The organism is Streptomyces sp. NPDC052496 (assembly GCF_040679095.1).
In the GTDB taxonomy this organism is placed as follows: domain Bacteria; phylum Actinomycetota; class Actinomycetes; order Streptomycetales; family Streptomycetaceae; genus Streptomyces.
On the sequence record NZ_JBFAUH010000014.1, the window covers coordinates 156,517 to 179,496 of the forward strand.

At 71.6% G+C, this 22,980-nt stretch carries 20 protein-coding genes and 1 pseudogene; 14 read left to right on the plus strand and 7 right to left on the minus strand.

Translation table 11 applies throughout. From position 1 onward, the window contains the following. The first annotated feature begins 155 nt into the window (after nucleotides 1–155). The 6 genes from AB0L45_RS20205 (at nucleotide 156) to AB0L45_RS20230 (ending at nucleotide 6,612) form a co-directional block, all read left to right on the plus strand. Entirely contained in the window at nucleotides 156–1,352 is a 1,197-nt protein-coding gene (locus AB0L45_RS20205) for an alpha-hydroxy-acid oxidizing protein (protein ID WP_365841696.1), read from the plus strand. Nucleotides 1,353–1,439: 87 nt separating this feature from the next. Then, a complete protein-coding gene (locus AB0L45_RS20210) occupies nucleotides 1,440–2,402 on the plus strand; it encodes a GNAT family N-acetyltransferase (RefSeq protein WP_365841698.1) in 963 nt (320 codons plus the stop codon). Nucleotides 2,403–2,543: 141 nt separating this feature from the next. Beyond that, on the plus strand, nucleotides 2,544–3,410 hold the full coding sequence (locus AB0L45_RS20215; protein WP_365841700.1) for a GNAT family N-acetyltransferase: 867 nt from the start codon (nucleotides 2,544–2,546) through the stop codon (nucleotides 3,408–3,410). A gap of 186 nt (nucleotides 3,411–3,596) precedes the next feature. Next, entirely contained in the window at nucleotides 3,597–4,334 is a 738-nt protein-coding gene (locus tag AB0L45_RS20220) for an AraC family transcriptional regulator (RefSeq protein ID WP_365841702.1), read from the plus strand. A gap of 172 nt (nucleotides 4,335–4,506) precedes the next feature. Further along, nucleotides 4,507–5,703 (plus strand): 4-hydroxybenzoate 3-monooxygenase, encoded by a 1,197-nt coding sequence (locus tag AB0L45_RS20225; RefSeq protein WP_365841704.1) that lies wholly within the window; start codon nucleotides 4,507–4,509, stop codon nucleotides 5,701–5,703. Between the two features lie 189 nt (nucleotides 5,704–5,892). Continuing rightward, the gene (locus AB0L45_RS20230; protein ID WP_365841706.1) at nucleotides 5,893–6,612 is read left to right on the plus strand and encodes a hypothetical protein; all 720 of its coding nucleotides are present in this window, start codon (nucleotides 5,893–5,895) and stop codon (nucleotides 6,610–6,612) included. A gap of 87 nt (nucleotides 6,613–6,699) precedes the next feature. On the opposite strand, the pseudogene AB0L45_RS20235 reads toward AB0L45_RS20230, so the two are convergent. Continuing rightward, a pseudogene (locus tag AB0L45_RS20235) lies at nucleotides 6,700–6,984 on the minus strand (helix-turn-helix domain-containing protein); the annotation flags it as partial. Between the two features lie 133 nt (nucleotides 6,985–7,117). Here AB0L45_RS20235 and AB0L45_RS20240 point away from each other — a divergent pair. From AB0L45_RS20240 to AB0L45_RS20260, 5 genes are all read left to right on the plus strand, one after another. After that, on the plus strand, nucleotides 7,118–7,924 hold the full coding sequence (locus tag AB0L45_RS20240; protein WP_365841709.1) for an ANTAR domain-containing protein: 807 nt from the start codon (nucleotides 7,118–7,120) through the stop codon (nucleotides 7,922–7,924). A gap of 134 nt (nucleotides 7,925–8,058) precedes the next feature. Continuing rightward, nucleotides 8,059–9,261 carry a hypothetical protein gene (locus AB0L45_RS20245; protein WP_365841711.1) on the plus strand — a complete coding sequence of 401 codons (1,203 nt, stop codon included), beginning with the start codon at nucleotides 8,059–8,061 and terminating at the stop codon, nucleotides 9,259–9,261. Continuing rightward, entirely contained in the window at nucleotides 9,261–9,887 is a 627-nt protein-coding gene (locus tag AB0L45_RS20250; RefSeq protein WP_365841713.1) for a hemerythrin domain-containing protein, read from the plus strand. The genes AB0L45_RS20245 and AB0L45_RS20250 overlap by 1 nt, the downstream gene beginning before the upstream one ends. A gap of 240 nt (nucleotides 9,888–10,127) precedes the next feature. Further along, a complete protein-coding gene (gene ctaD / locus AB0L45_RS20255) occupies nucleotides 10,128–11,846 on the plus strand; it encodes a cytochrome c oxidase subunit I (protein ID WP_365841715.1) in 1,719 nt (572 codons plus the stop codon). Between the two features lie 31 nt (nucleotides 11,847–11,877). Further along, nucleotides 11,878–12,231 carry a hypothetical protein gene (locus AB0L45_RS20260; RefSeq protein WP_365841717.1) on the plus strand — a complete coding sequence of 118 codons (354 nt, stop codon included), beginning with the start codon at nucleotides 11,878–11,880 and terminating at the stop codon, nucleotides 12,229–12,231. Nucleotides 12,232–12,243: 12 nt separating this feature from the next. Here the strand turns inward: AB0L45_RS20260 and AB0L45_RS20265 are convergent, their stop codons facing one another. From AB0L45_RS20265 to AB0L45_RS20285, 5 genes are all read right to left on the minus strand, one after another. Then, the gene (locus tag AB0L45_RS20265) at nucleotides 12,244–12,987 is read right to left on the minus strand and encodes a Crp/Fnr family transcriptional regulator (protein WP_365841719.1); all 744 of its coding nucleotides are present in this window, start codon (nucleotides 12,985–12,987) and stop codon (nucleotides 12,244–12,246) included. A gap of 111 nt (nucleotides 12,988–13,098) precedes the next feature. Next, nucleotides 13,099–13,347 (minus strand): WhiB family transcriptional regulator, encoded by a 249-nt coding sequence (locus tag AB0L45_RS20270; RefSeq protein ID WP_365841721.1) that lies wholly within the window; start codon nucleotides 13,345–13,347, stop codon nucleotides 13,099–13,101. A 214-nt stretch (nucleotides 13,348–13,561) separates the two neighbouring features. After that, a complete protein-coding gene (locus tag AB0L45_RS20275) occupies nucleotides 13,562–14,575 on the minus strand; it encodes an SMP-30/gluconolactonase/LRE family protein (protein WP_365841723.1) in 1,014 nt (337 codons plus the stop codon). A gap of 59 nt (nucleotides 14,576–14,634) precedes the next feature. Continuing rightward, a complete protein-coding gene (locus AB0L45_RS20280; protein WP_365841725.1) occupies nucleotides 14,635–16,176 on the minus strand; it encodes an amino acid permease in 1,542 nt (513 codons plus the stop codon). Between the two features lie 187 nt (nucleotides 16,177–16,363). After that, on the minus strand, nucleotides 16,364–17,755 hold the full coding sequence (locus AB0L45_RS20285) for a DUF5685 family protein (RefSeq protein WP_365841728.1): 1,392 nt from the start codon (nucleotides 17,753–17,755) through the stop codon (nucleotides 16,364–16,366). 149 nt (nucleotides 17,756–17,904) lie between these two features. Between AB0L45_RS20285 and AB0L45_RS20290 the strand changes: the two genes are divergently transcribed. Together AB0L45_RS20290 and AB0L45_RS20295 are read left to right on the plus strand one after the other, a co-directional pair. Next, nucleotides 17,905–18,051 (plus strand): hypothetical protein, encoded by a 147-nt coding sequence (locus AB0L45_RS20290; RefSeq protein WP_365841730.1) that lies wholly within the window; start codon nucleotides 17,905–17,907, stop codon nucleotides 18,049–18,051. Beyond that, nucleotides 18,048–20,003: an ABC transporter ATP-binding protein gene (locus AB0L45_RS20295; RefSeq protein WP_365841732.1), complete on the plus strand. Its 1,956-nt coding sequence runs from the start codon at nucleotides 18,048–18,050 to the stop codon at nucleotides 20,001–20,003. Before AB0L45_RS20290 ends, AB0L45_RS20295 begins: the two co-directional genes overlap by 4 nt. Nucleotides 20,004–20,132: 129 nt before the next feature. On the opposite strand, the gene AB0L45_RS20300 is transcribed toward AB0L45_RS20295, so the two are convergent. Next, nucleotides 20,133–21,428: a hypothetical protein gene (locus tag AB0L45_RS20300; RefSeq protein WP_365841734.1), complete on the minus strand. Its 1,296-nt coding sequence runs from the start codon at nucleotides 21,426–21,428 to the stop codon at nucleotides 20,133–20,135. A 492-nt stretch (nucleotides 21,429–21,920) separates the two neighbouring features. Here AB0L45_RS20300 and AB0L45_RS20305 point away from each other — a divergent pair, with 492 nt between their 5' ends. Further along, nucleotides 21,921–22,799 (plus strand): hypothetical protein, encoded by an 879-nt coding sequence (locus AB0L45_RS20305; protein ID WP_365841736.1) that lies wholly within the window; start codon nucleotides 21,921–21,923, stop codon nucleotides 22,797–22,799. The last annotated feature ends 181 nt before the right edge of the window (nucleotides 22,800–22,980 follow it).

Genomic DNA, 22,980 nt, shown 5'->3' on the forward strand with positions numbered 1-22,980 from the left:
ACTTCGCGGTGGGCGCACCCGCCGTCCCGTGCTGCCCCCGGACACCGCCGACGCGTTGCCTCGCCTCTTGGAGGGCGTGCACGCCGGTCCGGCACCGCGCAGCCGGCCGTGACCTCGCCCGGCTCATCCGCCTGCGCAAAGGAGCACGCCAGCACATGACAGCGCCCGAACGCGGCTACGCGGACTACCAGTACGAGATCTACTTGCGCGGTCTCCAGGACCAGCTCCCGCCGTTCACCACCGACTCCGGGGCGCTGGAGGACGTGGCCCGCGAGCGCCTCGGCCCCCGGCCGTACGGGTACATCGCCGGTGCGGCCGGCAGCGGCGCCACCGCCCGCGCCAATCTCGCCGCCTTCGACCGGCACCGCATCGTCCCGCGCATGCTGCGCGACACCACCGCCCGTGACCAGCGCACCAACGTACTGGGCAGTGAACTGGCCGCCCCCGTCGTGCTCGCACCGATCGGTGTGCAGTCCCTGGTCCACCCCGACGGCGAACTGGCCACCGCCCGCGCGGCCGCCGCGACCGGCGTGCCCATGGTGCTGAGCACCGCCGCCTCGCACACGATCGAGGAGGTCGCGGAGGCCAACGGCGCCGACGGGCAGCGCTGGTTCCAGCTGTACTGGCCGCACGACGACGAGGTGACCGCCAGCATCCTCGCGCGGGCCCGCGCCAACGGCTACACGACCCTGGTCGTCACACTGGACACCTGGCAGCTCTCCTGGCGGCCGCACGACCTCGACCAGGCCTTCCTGCCGTTCCTGCGCGGCCACGGTGTGGCGATCCCGCTGTCCGACCCCGTCTTCCGCTCCCGGCTGCCCCGGCCGGTGGAGGAGGACCCGCAAGGCGCCGCCATGCGGTGGCTGCCGATCTTCAGCGGCACGGCGCACACCTGGGACGAGCTGGGCTTCCTGCGGGAGCACTGGGACGGGCCGATCGTCCTGAAGGGCATCCTGCACCCCGCGGACGCACGCCGGGCGGTACGGGCCGGGATGGACGGCATCGTGGTGTCCAACCACGGCGGCCGGCAGGTGGACGGGGCGGTGGCCGCCCTGGACGCGCTGGCCGACGTGGTGGCGGAGGCCGGCGCCGAGACCGAGGTGCTCTTCGACTCCGGCATCCGCGGGGGAGCCGACGTGTTCAAGGCGCTGGCCCTGGGCGCGCGGGCGGTGCTGCTGGGACGCCCGTACGTCTACGGGCTGGCCCTCGGCGGCGCCGCGGGCGTGGAACACGTCGTACGTGGCCTGCTCGCGGACTTCGACCTCACCATGGGACTCTCCGGCTGCGCGACGATCGCGGACATCGGTCCGGAAATGCTGCACGCCGGTGGCGGAGGGGAAGCGCGACGGTGAACCAGCGGGCACGGACGGCCGGCCGTACCGCTTCAGCGCTGACCGGAGCCCGCTCGGCCGACACCGTCTCCGACCGAAAGGCAGGACATGCACGACGTACGCCGGGCCCGCACGGCCGACCACACCGCGCTCGTGGAGTGCGTCCAGCAGTGGTGGGGCGACTCGCGCACCCCTGAACAGGCACGGGAGCTGTCACTGCTGCTGCCCCGGCTGTTCCTTCAGCACTTCGCGGACACCAGCCTGGTGCTGGAGGACGAGCAGGGGATCCGGGCGTTCCTGGTGGGCTTCCACTCCGCCGACCACGCGCACGAGGCGTACATCCACTTCGTGGGCGTGGACCCGGAACTGCGCAAGCAGGGTGTGGCCCGCCGCCTCTACACCACCTTCTTCGACCGCGCGGCAGCGGCCGGCCGTACCGAGGTACGCGCCATCACCTCACCCCGGAACACCGGATCCATCGCCTTCCACCAGGCCATGGGCTTCGTGCCGGAAGCGGGCGACCGGGAGGTGAACGGCCTGCCGGTACAGGCCGATTACGACGGACCCGGCCAGGACCGGGTGGCCTTCCGGCGCAAGCTCGGCGCGCCGGAGGCCCGCACCCTGGAGCCCTTCACGACGCGGGCGGCGGTGCCGGAGGACTTCGACACGGTCGTCGGCGTGGTCGACGACTGGTGGGGCCGCGCCGCCTCCCGCGACCTGACCCGGGTGTTCGTGAACCACTTCCACGACACCAGCCTGATCGCCGAGCGCGACGGCGAACTGGCAGGCTTCGTCATCGGCTTCCTGTCCCCGGCCGACCCGCGGGAGGCCTACATCCACTTCACCGGGGTCGCCCCCGCCTGGCGGCGCAGCGGCCTGGGCCGCTTCCTGTACGAGCGGTTCTTCGCCATGGCGCGCGCACACGGCCGGACCGTCGTCAAGGCGATCACCTCCCCGCAGAACGACCGCTCCATCGCCTTCCACCGCGCCCTCGGCTTCACCGCCTCCGCCCCGATCACGGACTACGACGGCCCGTCCCTGGACCGGGTCACCTTCCGGCGCGAACTCTGAACGCACGCACCGGAACGGGCGGGCGCGCACGGCTGCGCGGCCCGCCCGCGTGCCGCGTTCATGGCCACGAGCCGCTTTCCCGGCCACGCACCGCCGAAATGCGGGTGCGGGCGGTCGGCGCGGTGGTGTGGGATCGCCGGCATGAGGACGCTACGGGGCACGCCGGGAACCGACGGGCTGAGCGGGGTCGTGGGCGCGCTGCGGGAATGGCAGCACAACAGTGCGCCGGTGCAACTGCATCCGGGGGATCTGGGCTGGTTCTGGCGTTTCGGTGCGCAGACCACGGCCGCGGCGGTCCGGACCTGGAGCCGGGACGAACGGATCCTCGCCGTCGGACTGCTGGACGGCCCGCGGCTGTTGCGCCTGGCGATCGCGCCGGACGCCCAGCGGGACGAAGAACTGGCGCGGCAGCTGGCCGCGGACGCGACCGCGCCGGAGCGCGGTGTACTGCCCGAGGGGAAGGCGGACGTCGAGGCGCCGATGGGCACTCGGGCCCACGAGCTGCTGCGCGAGTACGGCTGGAGCGTCGGCGAGCCGTGGACGCCGCTGCGCCGTGACCTCACGGAGCCGGTGCCGGACCCCGGCGTACGGATCGAGGTGACCGGGCCGCGGCAGGCCGCCGTGCGCAGTGCCGTCCAGCGGGCGGCGTTCGGCAGTCCGGTGTTCACCGCCGAGAGGTGGCGGGCGATGGCGGCCGGACCGCCGTACGCCGACGGCCGGTGCCTGGTCGCGTACGACGGCCGGGGCGACGCGGTGGCGGCGGTGACGGTGTGGTCGGCCGGTCCGGGAAAGCCCGGACTGCTCGAACCGATGGGCGTGCACCCGGAGCACCGCGGTCGCGGCCACGGCACGGCGATCACCGTGGCCGCGGCAGCCGCGCTCCAGCGGCTCGGCTCCTCGAACGCGCTGGTCTGCACCCCGAGTGCCAACACCGGCGCCGTCGCACCCTATCTGTCGGCCGGCTTCCAGCCGCTCCCCGAGACTCACGACCACTGCCGGGACGCCTGAACCGGACCGGCCACGTCCGCCTGCGCCACTACGGTGCGCGAGCACGCGGGGCGGTACGCCCGACCTACGCGGCTACGGTGCGCGGGCACCCGGGCGGTACGCCCGGCGCACGCCGTACCGCCCGTAGAATCACGGCCGATGCCGGAAACCCGCCCCCCTTCCCCGCCGCCCGGGAAACCGCGGTCGATGACGCCTGCCGGGCGCGGCTGGCTCCCGCACGGTTACCACGTCGACCCGCACTCCCACCCCCAGGGCCAGCTGGTGTACGCGGCCGCCGGCGCCCTGGCCACCACGACCGCACACGGCACCTGGGTCGCCCCGGCCGACCGGGTCACCTGGACGCCGCCCGGCTTCGCCCACTCCCATCGCTTCTACGGCAGGACCAACGTCCGCCTCGTCGCCGTACCGCTCACCTTGTGCACCCAACTCGCCCCCCGCCCCAGCGTGTTCGCGGTGACACCCTTGCTCCGCGAGACCCTGCTGGCGCTGACCGGCCGGCGTGAGTTCCGCCTCGGCGCGTACGACCGGCTGCTCACCGTGATGATCGACGAACTGGCCGAGGCCCCCGAGCAGTCCCTGCACCTGCCCGAACCCCGCGACAGCCGGCTGCGTGCCGTCACCGATCTGCTGCACGCCGACCCCGGCCGGAACACGACCCTGGCCGAACTGGGCCGCGGCGCGGGCGCCAGTGAGCGCACCCTGAGCCGCCTGTTCCGCACCGAACTCGGTATGAGCTTCCACCGCTGGCGCACCGTCCTGCGCATCCACCAGGCCCTGGTCCACCTCACCGACGGCTGGTCCGTCACCGAGACGGCGATGGACTGCGGCTGGTCCAACCCGTCGAGCTTCATCGATGCCTTCACCGACGTCGTCGGGCAGACCCCGGGCCGCTACCAGGCGGGCCTGCGTGAGGGCCGGATGTAGCGCACGGCCGGGAGTTGGCGGCTTTTCGGTACGCGGTGGCCGTTCACCGGTTGGTGGCAACCCCTGCCGGATTCCACAGTGGTGACCGGCACGCCGACGGCGTCCGGACGGCCCGGCCGCCCGTGTTCCGGCGTGCCCGACCACCGCTTTCTGCGAGGAGATTCGGCCATTCATGGGTACGAACAGTGAGAACACCGCCGTCGTCGGCGAGCACACCACCGTCGTTGTCGTAGGAGCCGGGGTGGCCGGGCTGACGCTCGGCAATTTCCTGCTGAACAGCGGTGTCGAGTGCGTCATTCTGGAGAAGCACGCCCGGGACTACGTCGAACAGCGGCAACGGGCCGGAGCCATCGACGGCCGCGGGGTGCGCATGTTCCGTGAGTGGGGATTCGACGGGGTGCTGGAGGGCAATCCCGTCCCGGAGGCCGGTACCGGTTTCTGGCTCGACGGCGAAGAGTTCCCGATGGAATTCGACGACAACGACAACCGCGACAGCATCTTCTGCCCTCAGCAGGTTCTGGTCCGGAATCTCACGGATGCTTTCCTGCGGGCCGGCGGCGACCTGCGCTTCGAGGCCGCCGACGTTTCCCCGGAAGACATCGACGGCGCCCGTCCCCGCGTGCGCTATCGGGACACCACCGGCTCGACGCACGTCGTGAACTGCGACGTCATCGCCGGCTGCGACGGCTACCACGGCGTCAGCAGGGCGTCCGTCCCCGCCGGCGCCCTCACCCGCTACGCCCACGCGTACGGATATTCCTGGCTCAGCGTCCTCGCCGAGGTACCGGCCGAGCCGCTGGGCATGGCGATCCATTCCCGCGGCCTCGCCGGAATGCTTCCCCGCGGCGCGCACGCCAGCCGTCTCTACCTCCAGTGCCCGGCCGACGACACTCCCGCGCAGTGGCCGGACGAGCGCGTCTGGAGCGAAATGGCGGCGCGGTTCTGCACTCCCGTCCCGCCCGGCCGGATCGTCGACAAGCGGATCGTGCCGCTTCGGTGCGTGGTGTACAGCCCCATGCGGCACGGCCGGCTGTACCTGCTCGGGGACGCGGCGCACATCGTCCCCCCGATGAGCGCGAAAGGACTCAACCTCGCCCTCTACGACGCCGAAGTCCTGGCCCGCGCCATCATTGAGCAGGTCCGGAGCGACGACGCGAGTCTGCTGGACAGCTATTCGGACACCTGCCTCCGCCACGTCTGGAACTACCAGGCATTCGCGGCCTGGATCACTGAACTCGTGCACAACGCCGGCGACGCTTCCTACGCGGGGGAGTTCCGCCGGCAGACCGCCCGGGCCGAACTGGTGCGCCAGTTCACCTCTCCGGCGGCCAACAAGCTCTTCGGCGAACTCAGCGCCGGGGTGAACTAGGTACCCGCCGTACGGGGCCGCCGGCGGCCGGGCGCCCGCAGGGCCGCCGTGCGGTTACGGCACCGTTCGAGCCCTTACGGGTGGTCGTTACACAGCCGCCGGATTGCCGCAACGCGGGGCAGCCAGCATCGTGACGACGTGGCCCTTGCGGCCTGCCCTGTGTATCCACCGACGGGAATCGTGGTGCCCTTGCCTCCCTCTCGGCTGTCTTCCGGACACCTGCGGGCCTCCTGGCCGGCGCTGCTCGCCGCGGTGGCGGTGGCGGCGCTGCTGAGCGGCTGTACGCCGACCGGGGAGCCCCGGAGCACCGGGCGGACGCAGGCCGCCTCGGCTCCGACCCGGCTGTGGCAGGAGCCCGCACAGCCGCCCGCGTCCAGTCCGGAGGACGTCGCGTCCGAGCCCACCCCGCTGGAAGGGGTGCCGAAGGTGCCGTCCGGCGACATCCGCGAAGCCCCCTGGATCAAGATCGTCAAGGCGCAGTCGGCGGTGAGCGTCGCGATGGGCGGCACGCTGCCGTTCGACGAGAACACCACGCGGCGGATCAACAGGTGCACCGGGGACCAGCGGCACGACCGGCAGTGCCCGGTGCGGCCCCCGCGGTACCAGGATCTCAGCGGGGACGGGAAGCCCGAGCTGATCGTCGGCATCACGAGCGGGCGTGACCTGGCCGTCTGGGTCTACCAGGTCCGGCACGGACAGGTGGTGCGGATCATGGACACCTCCGTCCGGCCGGTGTCGGTGGAGGTGACGGGCGGGAACCTGATCGTGCGCGAGCGCGACGGCCTGGCCGATTACGAGCGGCGTACGGTCTACTCCTGGGACGAGCGCAACCGGACCATGCAGCTGCGGATCTGGGCGTACGACCCGATCGGTCGCGGCGCCTCCCCCTCCGCTTCCGGTTCTCCCTAGTCCACGCCCCCGCTCCCGGCCGGCGTCAGGCCGAGCCGTCCCGGTGAGCCTCGCCGGGGAGTGCGGTGCGGTCCGCCTCGTCCTGGACAGCAGGGAGAGCAGTGCGGCCACGGTCAGGCCGGCCTCGGCCGGGTGCCGGAGGATCTTGCCGGGTTCGATCCGGTAGGCGTGGGAGCGCCCCTCACGGACGTGGGAGAGGTAGCCGTCGTCCTCCAGGTCCACGATGATCTTCTGGACGGCGCGTTGCGTCAGCCGGCAGCGGGCGGCGATGTCGCGGATGCGGGCGTGGTGGTCGTCGGCGATCGCGGCCGGCACCCGGGCGTGGTGGGTCACGAAGGTCCATCCGGAGTGCGGCTCGGGCACGTCATTCATGTGCCGATCCTGCCGATCAGCAATTCGCGCACACAGATGCACGTAATATTCTTCATGTATTGGTTGACGTGTATGGGTCGGTGGCGCGAGCCTGGACACGGAAGCAGGTGCACCGACAAGGGAGAGGAAGGCCATGCCGGAGCCTGCGCACAGCGCACCCCCGCTCCCGGGGCACGACCCCGGACAGGCCGCCCCGGCGGCGCCGGCACCGCCCGAGCCGTGCCTGATGGCCATCGAGGTCGCCGCGGACGGTGACCACGCCGGTGTCGTGGTCCGCGGAGAACTCGACCTGGACACCGGCCGGCACGTCGAACCGGCCCTGCACGCCGCCCTCGGGCACGCCGCCCACGGTCTCGACCTGCACCTCGGGGCCGTGCACTTCTGCGACTGCGCGGGCCTGGGCATCCTGCTGCGCCTGCGCAACCGGGCCCTGCACCTGAACAAGACCGTCAGCATCCGTACCAGCAGCCCCGCCGTCGACCACATCCTGGACCTGACCGGCACCCGGGAACTGTTCGACACCCCGGCCGCGGGCGACCGGAGCGCACCCCGCGCCCCGGCCCGCAGCCGCATCCCGCGCCAGGGCGCCGGCCAGGACGCCGACGAGGAACTGCTCAGGGAGCTGGCCCAGCTGCGCCGCGCCATGCGCACCCGCCCGGCCATCGACCTCGCCCGCGGCATCCTGATGGCCACCTTCTCCCTCAGCCCCGAAGCGGCCTGGACCGTCCTGGTCACCACCTCCCAGAAGACCAACATCAAACTGCACCGCCTCGCCCAGGACCTGGTCGGCAGCCTCCAGGGAGCCGCACTGCCCGCGGCGGTCCAGCAGCAGCTGGCGGCCGCGGTCGCCGCTGCCGACGCCGCTGCCCTGGTCCCGCCGGAAACGGCTGCCCGGCGCGGCAGCGTGCCCGGACAGCACACCGCCCCGCCCGGCTCCTGAGGCGCTTCACACGTCACTCCCACCCCCCTCGCACCTGCCCTCCGGGCGCATCGTGAGGGATGGCCGCTGTTTCAACGGCGCGGAGGGGGCACTCGGTGCATGTCCGCTTCATCACGGCATGGCTGGAGGGCCTGATGTCGTTCAACCCTTTGGAGCAGCGGGGCATCCCGCTCGACCGGCAGGTACGGAACTGGCGTGAGCTGAATGTGACACCGATCGACCCGGACCACTGCGACCCGTACACCCGGTGCCGGATCATCACCATGAACGGGATCGAGGTGGAGGCGATCCTCTTCAGCCACCAGCTGGCCCGGCACTGTCCGGACATGGAGATCAAGCAGCAGCTCGCCCGGACCCGCTACATCGAGGCGCAGCAGCAGAAGGCGGTCAACTGGCTGCTGCCGGGCGTCTCGTCGGTGCTGGAGACGACCATCGCGTACGAGCAGGTGGCCGTGGACCTGACCGCGTGGGTGGCGCGGATGGAGCCGGACCCCTATCTGAAGCAGGCGTACCAGTTCGGGGTGCTGGAGGACTTCGACCACCTGTACCGGTACGCGAACCTGTACGAGATGATCGAGCACCGCAAGGCGGAGTCGGTCGTGGACGGGCTGACCGAGGTGATGCCGGGCCGCCCCACCCCGCTGCACCACCGCCACCCGGTCGACAACGTGCGCGAGCCGTACGACAGGACCAAGACCGACCCGCTGTCGAAACTGCACGCGCTGACGATCATGTCGGCGGAGCAGCAGACGATGAACTTCTACATGAACACCGGCCCCACCTACATGGAGCCGATCGCCCGTCAGCTCTACCAGGAGATCGGGCTGATCGAGGAGGAGCACGTCACGCACTACGAGTCGCTGGTCGACCCGGGCGAGACGTGGTGGGAGCAGCTGGTCAACCACGAGTACAACGAGTGCTACCTCTACCACTCCTTCATGGAGCAGGAGAGTGACCCCAAGGTCAAGGCGATCTGGGAGCTGCACCTGAACATGGAGCTGGAGCACCTGCACATCGCCTGCGACCTGATGCGCCGCCACGACGGGCGGGAACCGTCCGAGGTGCTGGCCCCCGAGCTGCCCAACGTGCTCACCTTCGAGCCGAACAAGGGCTACCTGCGGGAGCTGATCGCCGACCAGCTGGATCTGACGACGCTGGGTGCGGGCTACGTGCGCGAGGCGCACGAGCGGTTCGAGGCGATGCAGGAGGCCCTCAACGGCGGCGCCACGCCGCCCAGCGACCAGGTGCTGGCCGAGCACGACAAGCTGATCGGCGGCGACTACCGGCTGCAGACCGAGGGCGAGCACCCGGTCGCCGACCTGCGGGGAGGCCGGTGATGAGCCCCGCCCAGCAGGCCCGGGAAGGCACCACCGCGCCCGCCGCCGACCCGGCCGCCGACCGCAATCCCACCCCGGACACGGACGTCGTGGCCCTGCTGATGGCCCAGCACGGGCAGATCCGCAACCTCTTCGACGAGGTCGAGCAGAGCAGTGGCGACGCCCGCCGGGACGCGTTCCGGCGGCTGGTGCGGATGCTGGCGGTGCACGAGACGGCCGAGGAGGAGGTCGTCCATCCGTACGTGAAGCGGGCGGCGGACGGCGGGGACGACATCGTCGCCGACCGGCTGGGGGAGGAGAAGCTCGCCAAACAGGCCCTGTCCGCACTGGAGGACATCGACCCCGAGGACGAGGTGTTCCTGCCCCGGCTGCTGTCCCTGCGGAGGGACGTGATGCAGCACGCCCGCGCGGAGGAGCGCTACGAGTTCTCCCAGCTGCGGCGGCTGAACGATCCGGGGCGGCTGGCCTCGATGGCCAAGGCCGTCAAGGCGGCCGAGGCGACCGCGCCGACCCACCCGCACCCGGGTGTGGAGTCCGGTGCCAAGAACGCCGCCCTCGGTCCGCTGGCCGCCGTGGTCGACCGGACCCGCGACGCCGTCCGGAAAGCCATGGGCAAGGACGGCTGAGCCGCGGACGGGCCACCCTCGGGCGCGCGATCGCCACCAGGCGGGCGCGCCCGGCGGGGCGGTCGCCCGCGGCCGCCCCGCCCGCCGGAAGTCCCCGCGCGGTGTGTCTGCCTGCCTCCCGGGCCCGCTTTACGGTACGAATGGGAACCGAATTGGCTGATTCGCCGCAATCGGGACATGGGTGGCGTCAGGAGTGCGCCCGGACGGGGAGTTCCGGCTGCTGAGAGAGAGCGTGCAACGGTGGCGGGACAGGTAACAGCGGACCGGACGGCGGAGCATCCGCCCGGCCTGGCGGAGCGCCGGCGCCCGGGCGCGATCGTGGTGGCGTGGCTGACGACCACGGACCACAAGAAGATCGGTTCGATGTACCTGGTGACGTCGTTCGTCTTCTTCGGCGTCGGCGGGCTGCTGGCGCTGGCCATGCGGGCGGAGCTGGCCCGGCCGGGACTGCAGATCATTTCGAGTGAGCAGTTCAACCAGGCGTTCACCATGCACGGCGCGATCATGCTGCTGATGTTCGCCACGCCGCTGTTCGCCGGGTTCGCCAACGCGATCATGCCGCTGCAGATCGGCTCGCCGGACGTGGCCTTCCCCCGGCTGAACATGCTGGCGTACTGGTTCTACCTCTTCGGCTCGCTGATCGCGGTGGGCTCGTTCCTCACCCCGAACGGAGCGCCGGACTTCGGCTGGTTCGCCTACACGCCGCTGTCGGACGCCACCCACTCGCCGAACGTCGGCGGCGACATGTGGATCATGGGCCTGGCCTTCTCCGGCTTCGGCACGATCCTCGGCGCGGTCAACTTCATCACCACCATCATCTGCATGCGGGCGCCGGGCCTGACCATGTTCCGGATGCCGATCTTCACCTGGAACGTCCTGCTGACCAGCGTGCTGGTCCTGCTGGCCTTCCCCGTGCTGGCCGCCGCGATGTTCGCCCTGGAGGCGGACCGCAAGTTCGGGGCGCACGTCTTCGACCCGGCCAACGGCGGGGCCATCCTGTGGCAGCACCTGTTCTGGTTCTTCGGCCACCCCGAGGTCTACATCATCGCGCTGCCGTTCTTCGGCGTCGTCACCGAGATCATCCCGGTGTTCGCGCGCAAGCCGATCTTCGGTTACGTGGGCCTGGTGGCCGCCACCATCTCCATCACCGGCCTGTCGGTGACCGTATGGGCCCACCACATGTTCCCCACCGGCGCGGTGCTGCTGCCCTTCTTCTCCTTCATGTCCTTCCTCATCGCCATCCCCACCGGCGTGAAGTTCTTCAACTGGGTCGGCACCATGTGGCGCGGCTCGCTGTCCTTCGAGACGCCGATGCTGTGGGTCACCGGCTTCCTGGTGACCTTCCTGTTCGGCGGGCTGACCGGCGTCATCCTGGCCTCACCGCCCATGGACTTCCACGTCACCGACTCGTACTTCGTCGTGGCCCACTTCCACTACGTGGTCTTCGGCACGGTCGTCTTCGCGATGTTCGCCGGATTCCACTTCTGGTGGCCCAAGTTCACCGGCCGGATGCTCGACGAACGCCTGGGGAAGATCCATTTCTGGACGCTGTTCACCGGCTTCCACACCACCTTCCTCGTCCAGCACTGGCTGGGCGCCGAGGGCATGCCCCGCCGCTACGCCGATTACCTGCACGCCGACGGCTTCACCTGGCTCAACACCATCTCCTCCGTCGGCTCCTTCCTGCTGGGCCTGTCCACCCTGCCGTTCCTCTACAACGTCTGGCGGACCGCCAAGTACGGCGAGAAGGTCCACGTCGACGACCCGTGGGGCTACGGCCGCTCCCTGGAATGGGCCACCTCCTGCCCGCCGCCGCGCCACAACTTCCTGACCATCCCGCGCATCCGCTCGGAATCGCCCGCCTTCGACCTCCACCACCCCGAGATCGCCGTCCGCGACCAGAGCGAGCACACCGGCCGCCGCGACATGGTCGAGCCCGGCCCCGGCGGCACGGACTGAAGCCGCCGACCGCCGAACAAGGAGCCCGCCGATGGAGACGGAAGCCGGCCCCGGAACCGCCGAGGGCCTCGCGCGGCTGGAGGGCTACCTCCTCCTGCACGCCGAACGCGACCGCGCGAGCCACGAAGCCCGTACGTTCGCCGACCGCCTGCCCTGGCTGACCACCGCCCAGCGCGACGAGGTCATCCGCTGCTACACCGAGGAACGCCTCACCGCGGTGCGACGCGACCTCGAACGCATCCGCACCCGGTGCCACCAGCTCCGCGCCGAGTACACCGCCCGCTACGAGACGCTCCGCCGCCGGCTCCTGCACACCTGCTGTGCCGCCGGCCTGCTGGCCGCGGCCGTCTGCGCGTGCATCGTGATCCTGTCCACCGCGGGGTGAGGCGCGTACGCGTCAACGGGGCCGGGGCGCATCGCCGTTCGGGGGGAACGTGGTGTCGAACACGTCGCGGATGATCCGGTAGCAGCTGCAGGCGTTGGCCTCCAGCCGGTCACGGTCGAGGACCGTGATGACGCCTCGGCTGTAGCGGATACAGCCGTCCTCGGCGAGGGCACCGGCCACCTCGCTGACCGAGGACCTGCGCACGGTGAGCATCTGGGCGAGGAACTTCTGGGTGAGCGGGAACTCGTCGCTGTGCACCCGGTCGGCGGTCATCAGCAGCCAGCGGGCGCACCGTTGCCGCGTGCGGTGGCTGCGGTTGCAGCCGGCGTTGCGTGCCATCTGGGTGAACATGCACTGGGTGAACTGTTGCAGCACGTTCTGGAGAGGTCCGTCCAGTACGGCGATCTGGTGCCGGAACTCGTCGGCGTCCATCCGCAGTCCCCGGCCGTGGACCTGCACCATCGCCCGCTCGGTGGGGCTGCCGAGACCGAGGAACACCGGGAGCCCGACCATGCCCTCGTCGCCGACGGTGGCGACCTCGACGGTCGGGCCGTCCATGTCGGCGACGATCGAGCAGACGCCGATCAGGGGGAACCACAGGGCGTCGATCCGTTCCCCCGGCCGGTAGAGGACGTCGCCGACGTTCAGCTCGGCCGGCTCCAGATGGGGACGCAGACGCTCCCGTTCGGCTTCCGGCAGAGCGGCGAGAATGCGGTTCTCCCGAAGATCGTAGGAACCGGCCGTACCGCTCGCCATGCTCCGCACGCCTTTCTTCCCGAGGTCAGGGGCAGGACGAAGTCTATGCAGCCGGCAGCCGTTACGGCGTCAGGCATACCGGATGCCGTGGAAGTCGTCCCGCCCCGTTCCTCAAGCCGCCCGGCGTTTGCGCTGACGGCGGGTCGTCAGCCGGCGGCGTTCCTCCTCGTCCGTACCGCCGAAGATGCCGTAGTTCTGGCCGGTCTGCAGAGCCCATTCCAGGCACTCGCCCGCCACCGGGCAGCGGCGGCACACCGCCTTGGCGTCCGCCTGCTGCTGGGCGGCGGGGCCCGTCACCCCCACGGGGAAGAACAGTTCCGGGTCCTCGTCCAGGCACGCTGCTTGCTCCCACCACTCCATGTCTGCCTTCCCTCGCCGAGATCGCCACGGGATCGTCTTCTGTCGCAGGTCCCACGGAATCGCGTACCGGGGCAGCGCCCGCGCGAGATGACGGCACGGCAACCGGCCCGGCGCCGGGGGCGGCGGGCTCGCGGGGGCGGTGCAGTGGTGGCCCCCTGTTGTCCGAGTCCGCGCGTGGGAACCTGGATGTCCCGGGTTCCCGTGCGGACCGGGTTCAACCCCGGAAAGCGGAAGGCAGTTCGCAGACGGCCAGTGCCCGTTCGTGGATGCTGCCCAGGACGAGGTGGCCCTCGTGTTCACAGACGCTGGTCACCATGCGGTAGTCCGGGCTACGGCGCCGCAGGTCGTGGACGATGCGGCCGGAGGCGTCGAGGCCCAGGACGCCCGTGAGGGGACTCGGCCGCGGGCGCACGCGCCGGGCCACGCTCCACGCGGCGTGGCGCAGTGCCGGTTTCGTACGGTGCAGGCGGTCCAGGCCCGCGGAGCGCGGCCCGGCCAGGGCCACCCAGAACAGGCCCCCGGGCCCGCGCGACATGTTGTCGGGGTAGCCCGGCAGTTCGTCAGCGAGTACGTCGTGCTGTCCCGACCGCGGTCCCGTCAGCCACAGTCTGGTCAGCCGGCGGGAGCCCGTCTCCGCCACGGTGACGAACGACTCGTCCGGCGCCAGCGCGACGCCGTTGGCGAACTGGAGCCCGTCCAGGACGACTTCGGGCGTGCCACCGGGCCGCAACCGGACCAGCTGTCCGGTGCCGGTGTGCTCCAGAATGTCGCCGAGCCAGTCCTCAAGGGGGTAGCGGCGGCTGGAGACGCTGAAGTAGACGGTGCCGTCGGCGGCCGCCACGGCGTTGCTGCAGAAGCGCAGCGGGGCGCCGTCGACCGTGTCGGCGAGGGTGCGCACCGTACCGTCCGACGGCTCGACCCGCAGCAGGCCCCGGCGCGCGTCGCACACCAGGACCCCGCCGTCGGCCAGCGGTTCCAGGCCCAACGGCCGTCCGCCGGTACGGGCGACGACCTCGGCGCGAGGGGGGCCGGCGGGCGCACCGGCCGGCTCGCCCGCTCCTCCCTTCGGCAGCGGGTCGAGCCGCAGGATCCTGCCGTCCTCCACCCCGGTGAGCACCCGCCCGGCCGTGTCCACCACCACGTCCTCCGGGCCCCTCCCGTCCAGCGGTACCGGCCGCAGCGGCGGCAGGGGCATCGTCATCCGGCTGGTCTCGTATGCGTTGGCCATGCCCCCCTGACTACCCGGCACCGGGGACTCTTACCAGGGGCCGCACGGCCGGTGGCCGGTCACCGGTGTGCCTCGTCCGAGACGCGTCGTGCGGGGCGGTCCCGCTCCGGCTCCGGGAGGTGGTAGGAGCGGCGGCCCGCGACGGCCCACCACACGGTGGCGAGGGCCAGGACGAGGAGCAGGGCGACGGGCGCGTAGTTGAAGGTGGCCAGGGAGACGGGGTGGCTCTGGGGGAGGCAGAACAGGACGGTGACGAAGGCCACCCAGAGGACGGCGACCCGGCCGACCGGCACACTCCAGCGGCCGAGGTTCCACGGGCCGGGCCGGAAGGTGCGGCGGTGGCGCAGGCGCAGCAGGACGGGGATCGCGTAGGCCGGGGTGATGCCGATGATGTTGATGGAGGTGACGGCCGCGTAGGCCGCCGAGGAGTAGAGGGAGGGCAGGGCGAGGACGGCGGCGACGGCCACGGAGAGCAGGACGGCCCGGGTGGGCGTACCCGTACGCGGGGAGACGTGCCGCCACCAGGCGGAGCCGGGCAGCGCGCCGTCCCGGGAGAACGCGAACACCATCCGTGAGGTGGCCGCCACCTCCGCGTTGCCGCAGAACAGCTGCGCGACGATCACCACCAGCAGCAGCGCCTTCGCCCCGCTGACACCGAGCGCGTCGAGGAAGATCTGCGCGGGCGGCACGCCGGTCGGGGTGTCCCGCACGCCGGCGTAGTCCTGGATGGCGAAGGTGAGCCCGGCCAGCAGGAAGAATCCGGCGACCCAGGACCAGCGGATGGCCCGGACGATCCCGCGGGCCGCGTTCACCCGCGCCCCGGTGGTCTCCTCGCTCAGGTGCGCCGAGGCGTCGTACCCGCTGAAGGTGTACTGGGCCAGCAGCAGACCGATCAGCGCCACGTACAGCGTGCTGTTCCAGCCGGTGCCGTCGACGAAGGTGGTGAAGACGAAGGAGGGGGACTGGTGGTGGGCGGGCACCAGCCACAGCACGCCGACGATCAGCGCGACCCCGCCCAGGTGCCACCACACGGAGACGGTGTTCAGGATGCTGACCAGGCGGACGCCGAAGAGGTTCAGCGCCGCGTGCAGGGCCAGGACGCAGACGTAGATGAGCATGAGGGAGCCGGGGGTGGGCTCGAACCCCCATTGCAGACCGGCGAACGCGCCCACGAACAGGGCGCAGCCGTAATCGATGCCGGCGATCGCGCCGAGCAGGCCGAGCAGGTTCAGCCAGCCGGTGTACCAGCCCCAGCGCTTGCCGCCGAGCCGGTCGGCCATGAAGTACAGGGCGCCGGACGTCGGGTAGGCGCTGGTGACTTCGGCGAGTGCGGCCCCGACGAACATGACCATGATGCCGACCACGACCCAGCCCCACATCATGACCGCGGGCCCGCCGGTGACCAGTCCGAACCCGTACAGCGTCAGACAGCCGGAGAGCACGGAGATGACGGAGAAGGAGATGGCGAAGTTCGCGAACGGGCCCATCCGCCGCTTCAATACGGGGGTGTAGCCCAGCTTCCGCAGGAACTCGTGGTCGTCCGGGGAACCGGGCCCGGCGCCGGAACCGCCGTCACGGTCGGATCGCCTTGCGCGCGTCACGGATGCAGCCTCCAGTACGGGGCGGGGGAGCCGTCAGCGCAAGGAAAGGACCGGAGTGGGGGCTGTGTCGAGCACAACTCGGCCAGATGCCGGGCAGTTACGCGCCACCCTGGCCCCGACCCGTCCCGTCTCCTTCCTGCGCCCCGCCCCGCCCCGTCCCCCGCCCCCGCGCCGCGCGGTTCTCCGGTCAGCAGCCGCAGTCGCAGCAGCACCCGTCGCAGCAGCATCCGTCACAGCAGGAGTCCGGGCAGCAGTTGCAGCCGTCACAGCTGTCACAGCCGTCGCAGTCCCGGCAGCAGCCCTCGCGCTTCTGGCGCGACCACGGCCCCTCGTACTCCTCGGCGCAGCAGAGCCGGCAGGTGCAGCAGAGCCCGACGGCGACCGCGCAGCCGGCCAGGAAGCCGCGGGGTTTCTTCGGCGGCTGAGGGGTGAGATGCGGCATCCCGCCGCCGTTGCCGGGCCCGCCGCCCCAGCCACCGGACCCGCCGCCCCACCCGCCGGAGCCACCGGACCCGCCCGGCCCGCCCGGCGGCACCGGTCCGCCCGCGTACGGGTTCTGCGCGCCGTTCAGGTGCTGCGGCGCGTGGGCGTACGGGCCGCCGGCCGCTGCCTGGCCGTACTGCGGGGCCGGGGGGTACGGCTGCGGCTGCCCGTAGCCGTTGCCGTACGGGGTGCCCGCCTGGCCCTCGTACGGCCCCGCCCCGTGCCCTTGGTGCGAGCACGACGCCGTACCGAAGGCACGGTCGACCGACCGCCGCAGCTCGTGCACGAGCAGGGCGTGCACCAGCGCGGAGTCGGCGAACTCCACGTCGCGCAGCGCGAGCCGGATGCCGTGCAGCGCGTCGTCGCACAGCCGGCGGGCCTGCGCCAGGGAGGCGCCGGTGGCGGCCAGCGGGTTCCAGGCGCCCTCGGCGGCGTCCGCGGCACGGTCCTCCACGGCGTCCAGGAGGTGGGCCAGCCGCCCGAAGAGCCGGCCGGCCTCGGCCAGCGGCGCGGCGTTGCCGGGGCGGCCGGCCAGGACCGCGGTGTGCGCGAAGGCCGCGGCGGTCGCCGTCTCGGTGGGTTCGGTGATGACGGTCAACGGCGTGCCGGGGCCCGCGAGTTCCTCGATGCCCACCTGCCGGTCGACCGCGTCGACCAGGACGGACGTGTCGAAGCCGAGCGTCGCGCCGGTACGGGCCCCGGCCCGGTCCCAGCCCGCGGCGACCTTGCGCGCGGCGGCGGCCACCGGGCGGCGGCGCAGCAGCCCGTTCCGGTCGGCGACGTGGTCCCGTATCTTCGCCGAGGCGAGCACCAGCGAGACCGAAGCGGCCAGCCGCGCGCCCTCGCCCTTCGCCACCGAGGCGGTCCGCATCCCGCGCAGCGGGCAGGGCCCGGCGGTACGGCGTTCCGCCGCCGCCCGGCCGGACTGGGCGTCCGTCAGGACGGACACGATCAAGCCATCGTAATTGGTCACCACCCGGGCGAACTGGCCGTGGTCACCGCGCAGCGCGAGGCACAGCCCGCACAGGTGCGCCATCCACTCCGCCTTGAGTCCCTGGGACAGGCGGTGGGTGCAGGGCCTGACGATTCCGAACACGTGAAGAGATCCCCCGTTGGACATCGGTGAAGAGCTGTCGTGGCTGGAAATCGTATGACCTGGGTTCCACCGGATCGGGCGCCGGGTGTGCCGGGGCGGGCAGGACGGGGCATAGCACGGGGCACGACGACCGAGCCGGAGGAGAAGCCATGAGGGACACCGCGACCGCGCCGACCGGACCAGCCGGCGCCCCGGACCGCGCCGCGCAGGCCCGCTCCCGTACCGCCCAGGCCCGCCCCCGTACCCGTACCGCCCGCGCCCGTACCGCGCACGCCGCATGGCCGGAGACCCCGTGAGGAGCCGCGGCGCCAGGCCCCGGCCCCGGCTGCCCGTCTCCGAGAGCGAACAGGTGCTGTTCGGCGGCGCCCTGCGCTACGACCTGTCGTTCATGCGCCACGAGATGCCGATGCTGCGCATGGGCCTGTGGGCGATGGCCCGCCAGTTCCCCGCCATGATGGGTGCCGTCGCCAGGGCGGCCTGGCGGGAGGACCGCGCCGCGCTGACGGTGCTGCTCGGGGCGGAGGCGGGCCAGGGCGTCATGCGGGCCTTCACCCTGGTGGCCACCAACCAGGTGCTGGTGGCGCTGTTCGCGGCCGGGCCCACGCCCGAGCGGCTCCGCCAGGCGCTGCCCGCGCTGGCGGCCGTGGCCGTGGTCGCGGTGCTCTCGGCGCTGCTGTCGGCCGTGTCCACCGCGGCGTCCGGACAGCTGGAGCCCAAGGTCGAACGCGTCTGCACGGCCCGCTTCTACCATGGCGTGATCCACGTCGAACTCGCCGCCCTGGAGGACCAGCAGGTCCACCGCACCCTGGACGCCGGCCGGTTCGGCACCGACGCCATCCGCATGATGCTCGGCTCCTCGGTCGTGGTCCTGAACGCGCTGATCGGCCTGGTCGCCGCTGCCGGGGTGCTGCTCATGCTGCACCCGCTGCTCGTCCTGATGCTGTTCCTGGTGGCCGCCCCCAAGGGGTGGGGCGCCGTGCTCTCGGCCCGCCGCCAGTACGAGTCCCGGCACACCTGGATCGAGCACCGCCGCGCCATCTCCGTCATCACCCAGAAGCTCACCGACCAGGCGTGCGCCGCCGAGATCCGGGTGCACGGTGCCGGGCGGCTGCTGGTGGACGCGTACGCGGACATGTCCAGGACGGTGGAGCGCGAGCAGCAGCGGCTGGCCCGCGCCGAGGCCGGCACCCAGACCGTCGCCTCGGCGGCCTCGGGCCTGGCGTCGCTGGGCGCCTACGGCGTGCTGTGGCTGCTGCTGACCGGCGGCGGTATGCCGCTGGCCGTGGCCGGTACCGCCGTGATCGCCGTACGGTCCTCCAGCGCCGGCCTGCTGTCCCTGGTCATGCAGTTCAACCGCCTCTACGAGGAGGCCATGTACCTCAAGGACTGGGAGGACGCCTGCACCACCGCCCAGCGGCACGCCATTCCCGGCGGGGGAGCCCCGCTGCCCGGGCCGCTGGAGGAAGTACGGCTGGAGAACGTGTCGTTCACCTACCCCGGCGCCACCTCACCCGCCCTGGACAAGGTGGACCTGACCGTCCCCCGGGGCACGGTCGTGGCGCTGGTGGGTGCGAACGGGTCGGGCAAGTCCACCCTGGCCAAGCTGGTGGCGGGCCTGTACCTGCCCAGTGACGGGCGCCTCCTGTGGAACGGCACCGACACCCGCGACGCCGACCGCGCGGCCGTCTTCGGCCATGTGGCGCTGCTGGCCCAGGACTTCCCGCACTGGCCGATGACCGCCCGTGCCAACATCCACATCGGGCGCAGCGACCAGCGGCTCGACCAGTGGCGCGTCGAGCGGGCCGCCGACGGGGCGGACGCCACCGATGTGATCACCTCGCTGCCGTTCGGCTGGGACAGCCTGGTCGTCAAGGGCTTCGAGCGCGGCACCCAGCTCTCCGGCGGGCAGTGGCAGCGCCTCGGCGCCGCCCGCGCCCTGTACCGCGAGGCCCCGCTGATGGTCGTGGACGAGCCGACGTCCGCGCTCGACCCCCGGGCCGAGATCGAGGCGTTCCAGGCCCTGCGTGCGCTCACCGACGACGGCACCACGGTCCTGCTGATCACCCACCGGCTCGCCGCCACCGCGGCCGCCGACCTCATCTACGTCCTCGACGAGGGCCGGCTCATCGAACAGGGCACGCACGCCCAGCTCATGGCCCTCGACGGCGGCCACTACCGCTCTCTGTACGAGATCCAGGCCGCCCAGTACGCGACGAGCGCCGCACCCGAGGCCGGACCCGATGCCTGACATACCGCGCGGGGCGGGCCGGGCGCGGCTCGCCGGGTGCGCGGGGACCATCGAGGCGGGGCCTCGGGCAGACCGTCCGGGGCCCCGCATTGTTCCGTGCGTATGACGGCAGTGACCGGTCCGGCCTCTTTATTCCGCCAGGGACTTCGCGAAAAGGCCGTAGAGCTTCTTGTACGCGTCGTCCTGTGCCGGGATGAGCACCAGTACGCGAAGGGTCAGATGCCCCTTGGCCGGAACGATGTGGACGCCCTCGGGCGGTGAGCCGAGAACGACGTTCCCGTCGGAACCCTCAGCGATGACCATGCCCCAGAAACCGGTCTCGAATTCCGGGGCCAGTACCGAGCCCTCCGGGAGCTGGCCGAATCCCAGATGCCAGTGCTTCACGTCACTTTCACCGGCGTACAGGGTGATGTCGTAGGAGTAGATGTATTTGTGGGTCTGCCAGTCCTGCCAGGAGGAGTTGAAGGTGCTCTCGACCCTGAGGTTCAGGTTCGCGGCCGTGAAATTCACGGTCTCCGGCTCGGATTCCTGGCCGCCGCGGGCGGCCTTCGCCGTCACACTGTGCCTGCCGAGCGGCCAGCCGCCGTCGTGGGCGAAACTCCACAGGTTGCTGGTCACCTTGGCGGTACCGAGCGGCGTGGCGCCCTCGGTGAGCGTCACCGTGTCGGCGTTGAACGCGACCCCGTCGACGGTGACGCCGCTGTCCACCTCGGCGCCCTCCTTGGGCGAGCGGATGTCCACGACAGGCGTCGGCAGGGTGACGTAGAACCGCAGCGGCGCCTTGCCGGACAGCACGTCGTCGCGCACCGCGATGGCGGACAGGTCGTGCTGGCCGAGCGGCCAGTCGGTGTCCGGGACGTACTCCCACCTGCTGTCCTTGACCGGGCAGGTGCCCAGCAGCCGGGCCCCTTCGTAGAGCAGCACCTGCTGGACGTCGGGCGCCGCGTTGCCCTGGACCGCCTGCCGGCGCTCCTGGGTCTGCGCGCTGGGCGCGGGGGCGGTGAACACCGGCAGCGGCACCGGCTTGTTGAAGGCGAGCGCGGACTGGGCCTGGTCGTTCCAGGTGCCGGTGGGGCTCCCGGCGAGGGGGGTCCGCGTCAGGTCGGTGATCGAGGAGTTGGCGGGGACGGGCAGCTGCGAGCCGCCCTGGTTGGTCCGCGTGAAGAGGATGTTGTCCCGGTCGGTGTTGTTGACGACGCTGCTCACGCCGTCGTCGCTCTGGTCGAAACCGTAGTCACTGAAGTTGTTCGCCGTACCGTTGGCCGGAATGACGAGAATTTTGGTGCGGGGTCCGCCCACGTTGTAGTTGACGTCGGCGAACAAGGAGAAGGCGTTCTTCGGGGCGGCGTCCTTCCCCCGGCCGGTGATGACGTACGGTTCGTCGGCGGCCTTGCCATTACCGTTGACGGTCACTCGCGTCCCCATCTCGTCGCTGGTGCAGTAAAGGTCAGGCTGCCCGCGGCATGTGGTGCCGTCAATTGCGGAAGACGTGTTCGACCATGTTCAAGCCATACGGGACGCTGGCTCATTCGCGAGCGGTGAGCGGCCGGAAAACGCGTCGCAATGCGCCGCTGCTGCCTCACGCGGCACCACGTGCACTCGCGTACCCATGGCCAGGAATTGGTTGACGTTTCTGCGAACTCGCATGCACATTTCCGGTGTTCGAGGGCGTGCCGCGCAGGCGGGGCGGCCGCCGCTGAACCGGTGCCGGAGCCCCGTGATTCATCTGTGTACCGCTGGGCACTCGGAACCCCGTGACGCGCGGGGGACGTCCCACGACAGCTTCACCGGTGCCCTCCGCGCCGCCACCGGCCGCACCGGCGTACACGTACCGGGGCCGTACGCGGAGCGTGCGGCACCGCCGGCCGATACGGGTTCGCGACCAGGAGGTCTTCAGTGGACACAGCAGTGCGCGCAGTGAGAACACGCCCGCGTCTCTTAGCGGTGGCGGCGGCCGGGACGCTGTCCCTGGCCTTCGTCACCGGCTGCGGCGGAGGGGATGACAAGGCATCGGGCAAGGACCCCTCCGGGCAGGGCAGCGCAGCGGCTTCGCAGGGCGGCGCGGCGGACGGCCCGCAGGCGGTACGGGCCGCGCACCAGAAGACCACCGCCGCCAAGACCGCCAGGATGACGCTCCTGACCCGGGCCCAGAGCGGCGGCAGGACAGCGGAAGTCCGCGGGTCGGGCGTGGTGGACCTGGGCAACGGCAGCAGCGAGCTGGTGATGCAGACGGGGAACCAGCAGATCCACCAGCGGATGGTGGAGGGCATCCTCTACCAGCAGCCGCCTGCAGCGCAGCGGCAGCAGCCGCCGCAGGGCAAGTCGTGGCTCAAGGTGGACCTGAAGAAGCTCGTCGAGCAGTCCGGCGGCAGCTCGCAGTACGAGGACCCGACGGCCTCCTTCACCTACACCAAGGGCATCAGCGACAAGGACGTCACCAAGGTCGGCACCGAGACCGTCGACGGTACGGCCACCACGCACTACAAGGTGTCCGTCGACGTGGCGGAGCTGGCCAAGGGCAACGCCCAGCAGGCCAAGCAGCTCAGGGCGCAGCTCGGCGACCGGCTGCCGCTCGACATCTGGCTGGACGGGCAGGGCCGGGTCCGCCAGGAGCGGGTCGAGGTCAAGCCGCAGGGCGGCAAGCAGGGCAGCAACGGTGCGCGGACGGCGGTCAGCACCACGCTCAAGTTCAGCGACTTCGGTACGGACGTGAACGTGACCGCGCCCCCGGCGAAGGACACGGTCGACATCACGGACAAGGCGGCGAAGGAGGGGCAGCGGACGTCGCAGTCCTGACGCTCCGCAGCTCCGCGGTTGTCCCGCGAAGGCGCCGGTGGGTGGCCCGGCGCCTTCGTTCACGTCCGGAGTCACCTGGTGGAGCCACCGCACATAGCTCCCGGGAGTGACGACGACCACGGCTCCCGGCGCATACCTTTCCGTCGGACGTCATGCACGACTGCCGGATTCCGGCTTCCGG

Bases quoted from the DNA above. Each gene is read 5' to 3' on its own strand.
- AB0L45_RS20300 (WP_365841734.1), bottom strand. From the start codon at position 21,428: ATGGGGACGCGAGTGACCGTCAACGGTAATGGCAAGGCCGCCGACGAA.
- AB0L45_RS20225 (WP_365841704.1), top strand. From the start codon at position 4,507: ATGGGTACGAACAGTGAGAACACCGCCGTCGTCGGCGAGCACACCACC.
- AB0L45_RS20290 (WP_365841730.1), top strand. From the start codon at position 17,905: ATGAGGGACACCGCGACCGCGCCGACCGGACCAGCCGGCGCCCCGGAC.
- AB0L45_RS20205 (WP_365841696.1), top strand. From the start codon at position 156: ATGACAGCGCCCGAACGCGGCTACGCGGACTACCAGTACGAGATCTAC.
- AB0L45_RS20245 (WP_365841711.1), top strand. From the start codon at position 8,059: ATGTCGTTCAACCCTTTGGAGCAGCGGGGCATCCCGCTCGACCGGCAG.
- AB0L45_RS20250 (WP_365841713.1), top strand. From the start codon at position 9,261: ATGAGCCCCGCCCAGCAGGCCCGGGAAGGCACCACCGCGCCCGCCGCC.
- AB0L45_RS20260 (WP_365841717.1), top strand. From the start codon at position 11,878: ATGGAGACGGAAGCCGGCCCCGGAACCGCCGAGGGCCTCGCGCGGCTG.
- AB0L45_RS20265 (WP_365841719.1), bottom strand. From the start codon at position 12,987: ATGGCGAGCGGTACGGCCGGTTCCTACGATCTTCGGGAGAACCGCATT.
- AB0L45_RS20215 (WP_365841700.1), top strand. From the start codon at position 2,544: ATGAGGACGCTACGGGGCACGCCGGGAACCGACGGGCTGAGCGGGGTC.
- AB0L45_RS20220 (WP_365841702.1), top strand. From the start codon at position 3,597: ATGACGCCTGCCGGGCGCGGCTGGCTCCCGCACGGTTACCACGTCGAC.
- AB0L45_RS20240 (WP_365841709.1), top strand. From the start codon at position 7,118: ATGCCGGAGCCTGCGCACAGCGCACCCCCGCTCCCGGGGCACGACCCC.
- AB0L45_RS20275 (WP_365841723.1), bottom strand. From the start codon at position 14,575: ATGGCCAACGCATACGAGACCAGCCGGATGACGATGCCCCTGCCGCCG.
- AB0L45_RS20210 (WP_365841698.1), top strand. From the start codon at position 1,440: ATGCACGACGTACGCCGGGCCCGCACGGCCGACCACACCGCGCTCGTG.
- AB0L45_RS20270 (WP_365841721.1), bottom strand. From the start codon at position 13,347: ATGGAGTGGTGGGAGCAAGCAGCGTGCCTGGACGAGGACCCGGAACTG.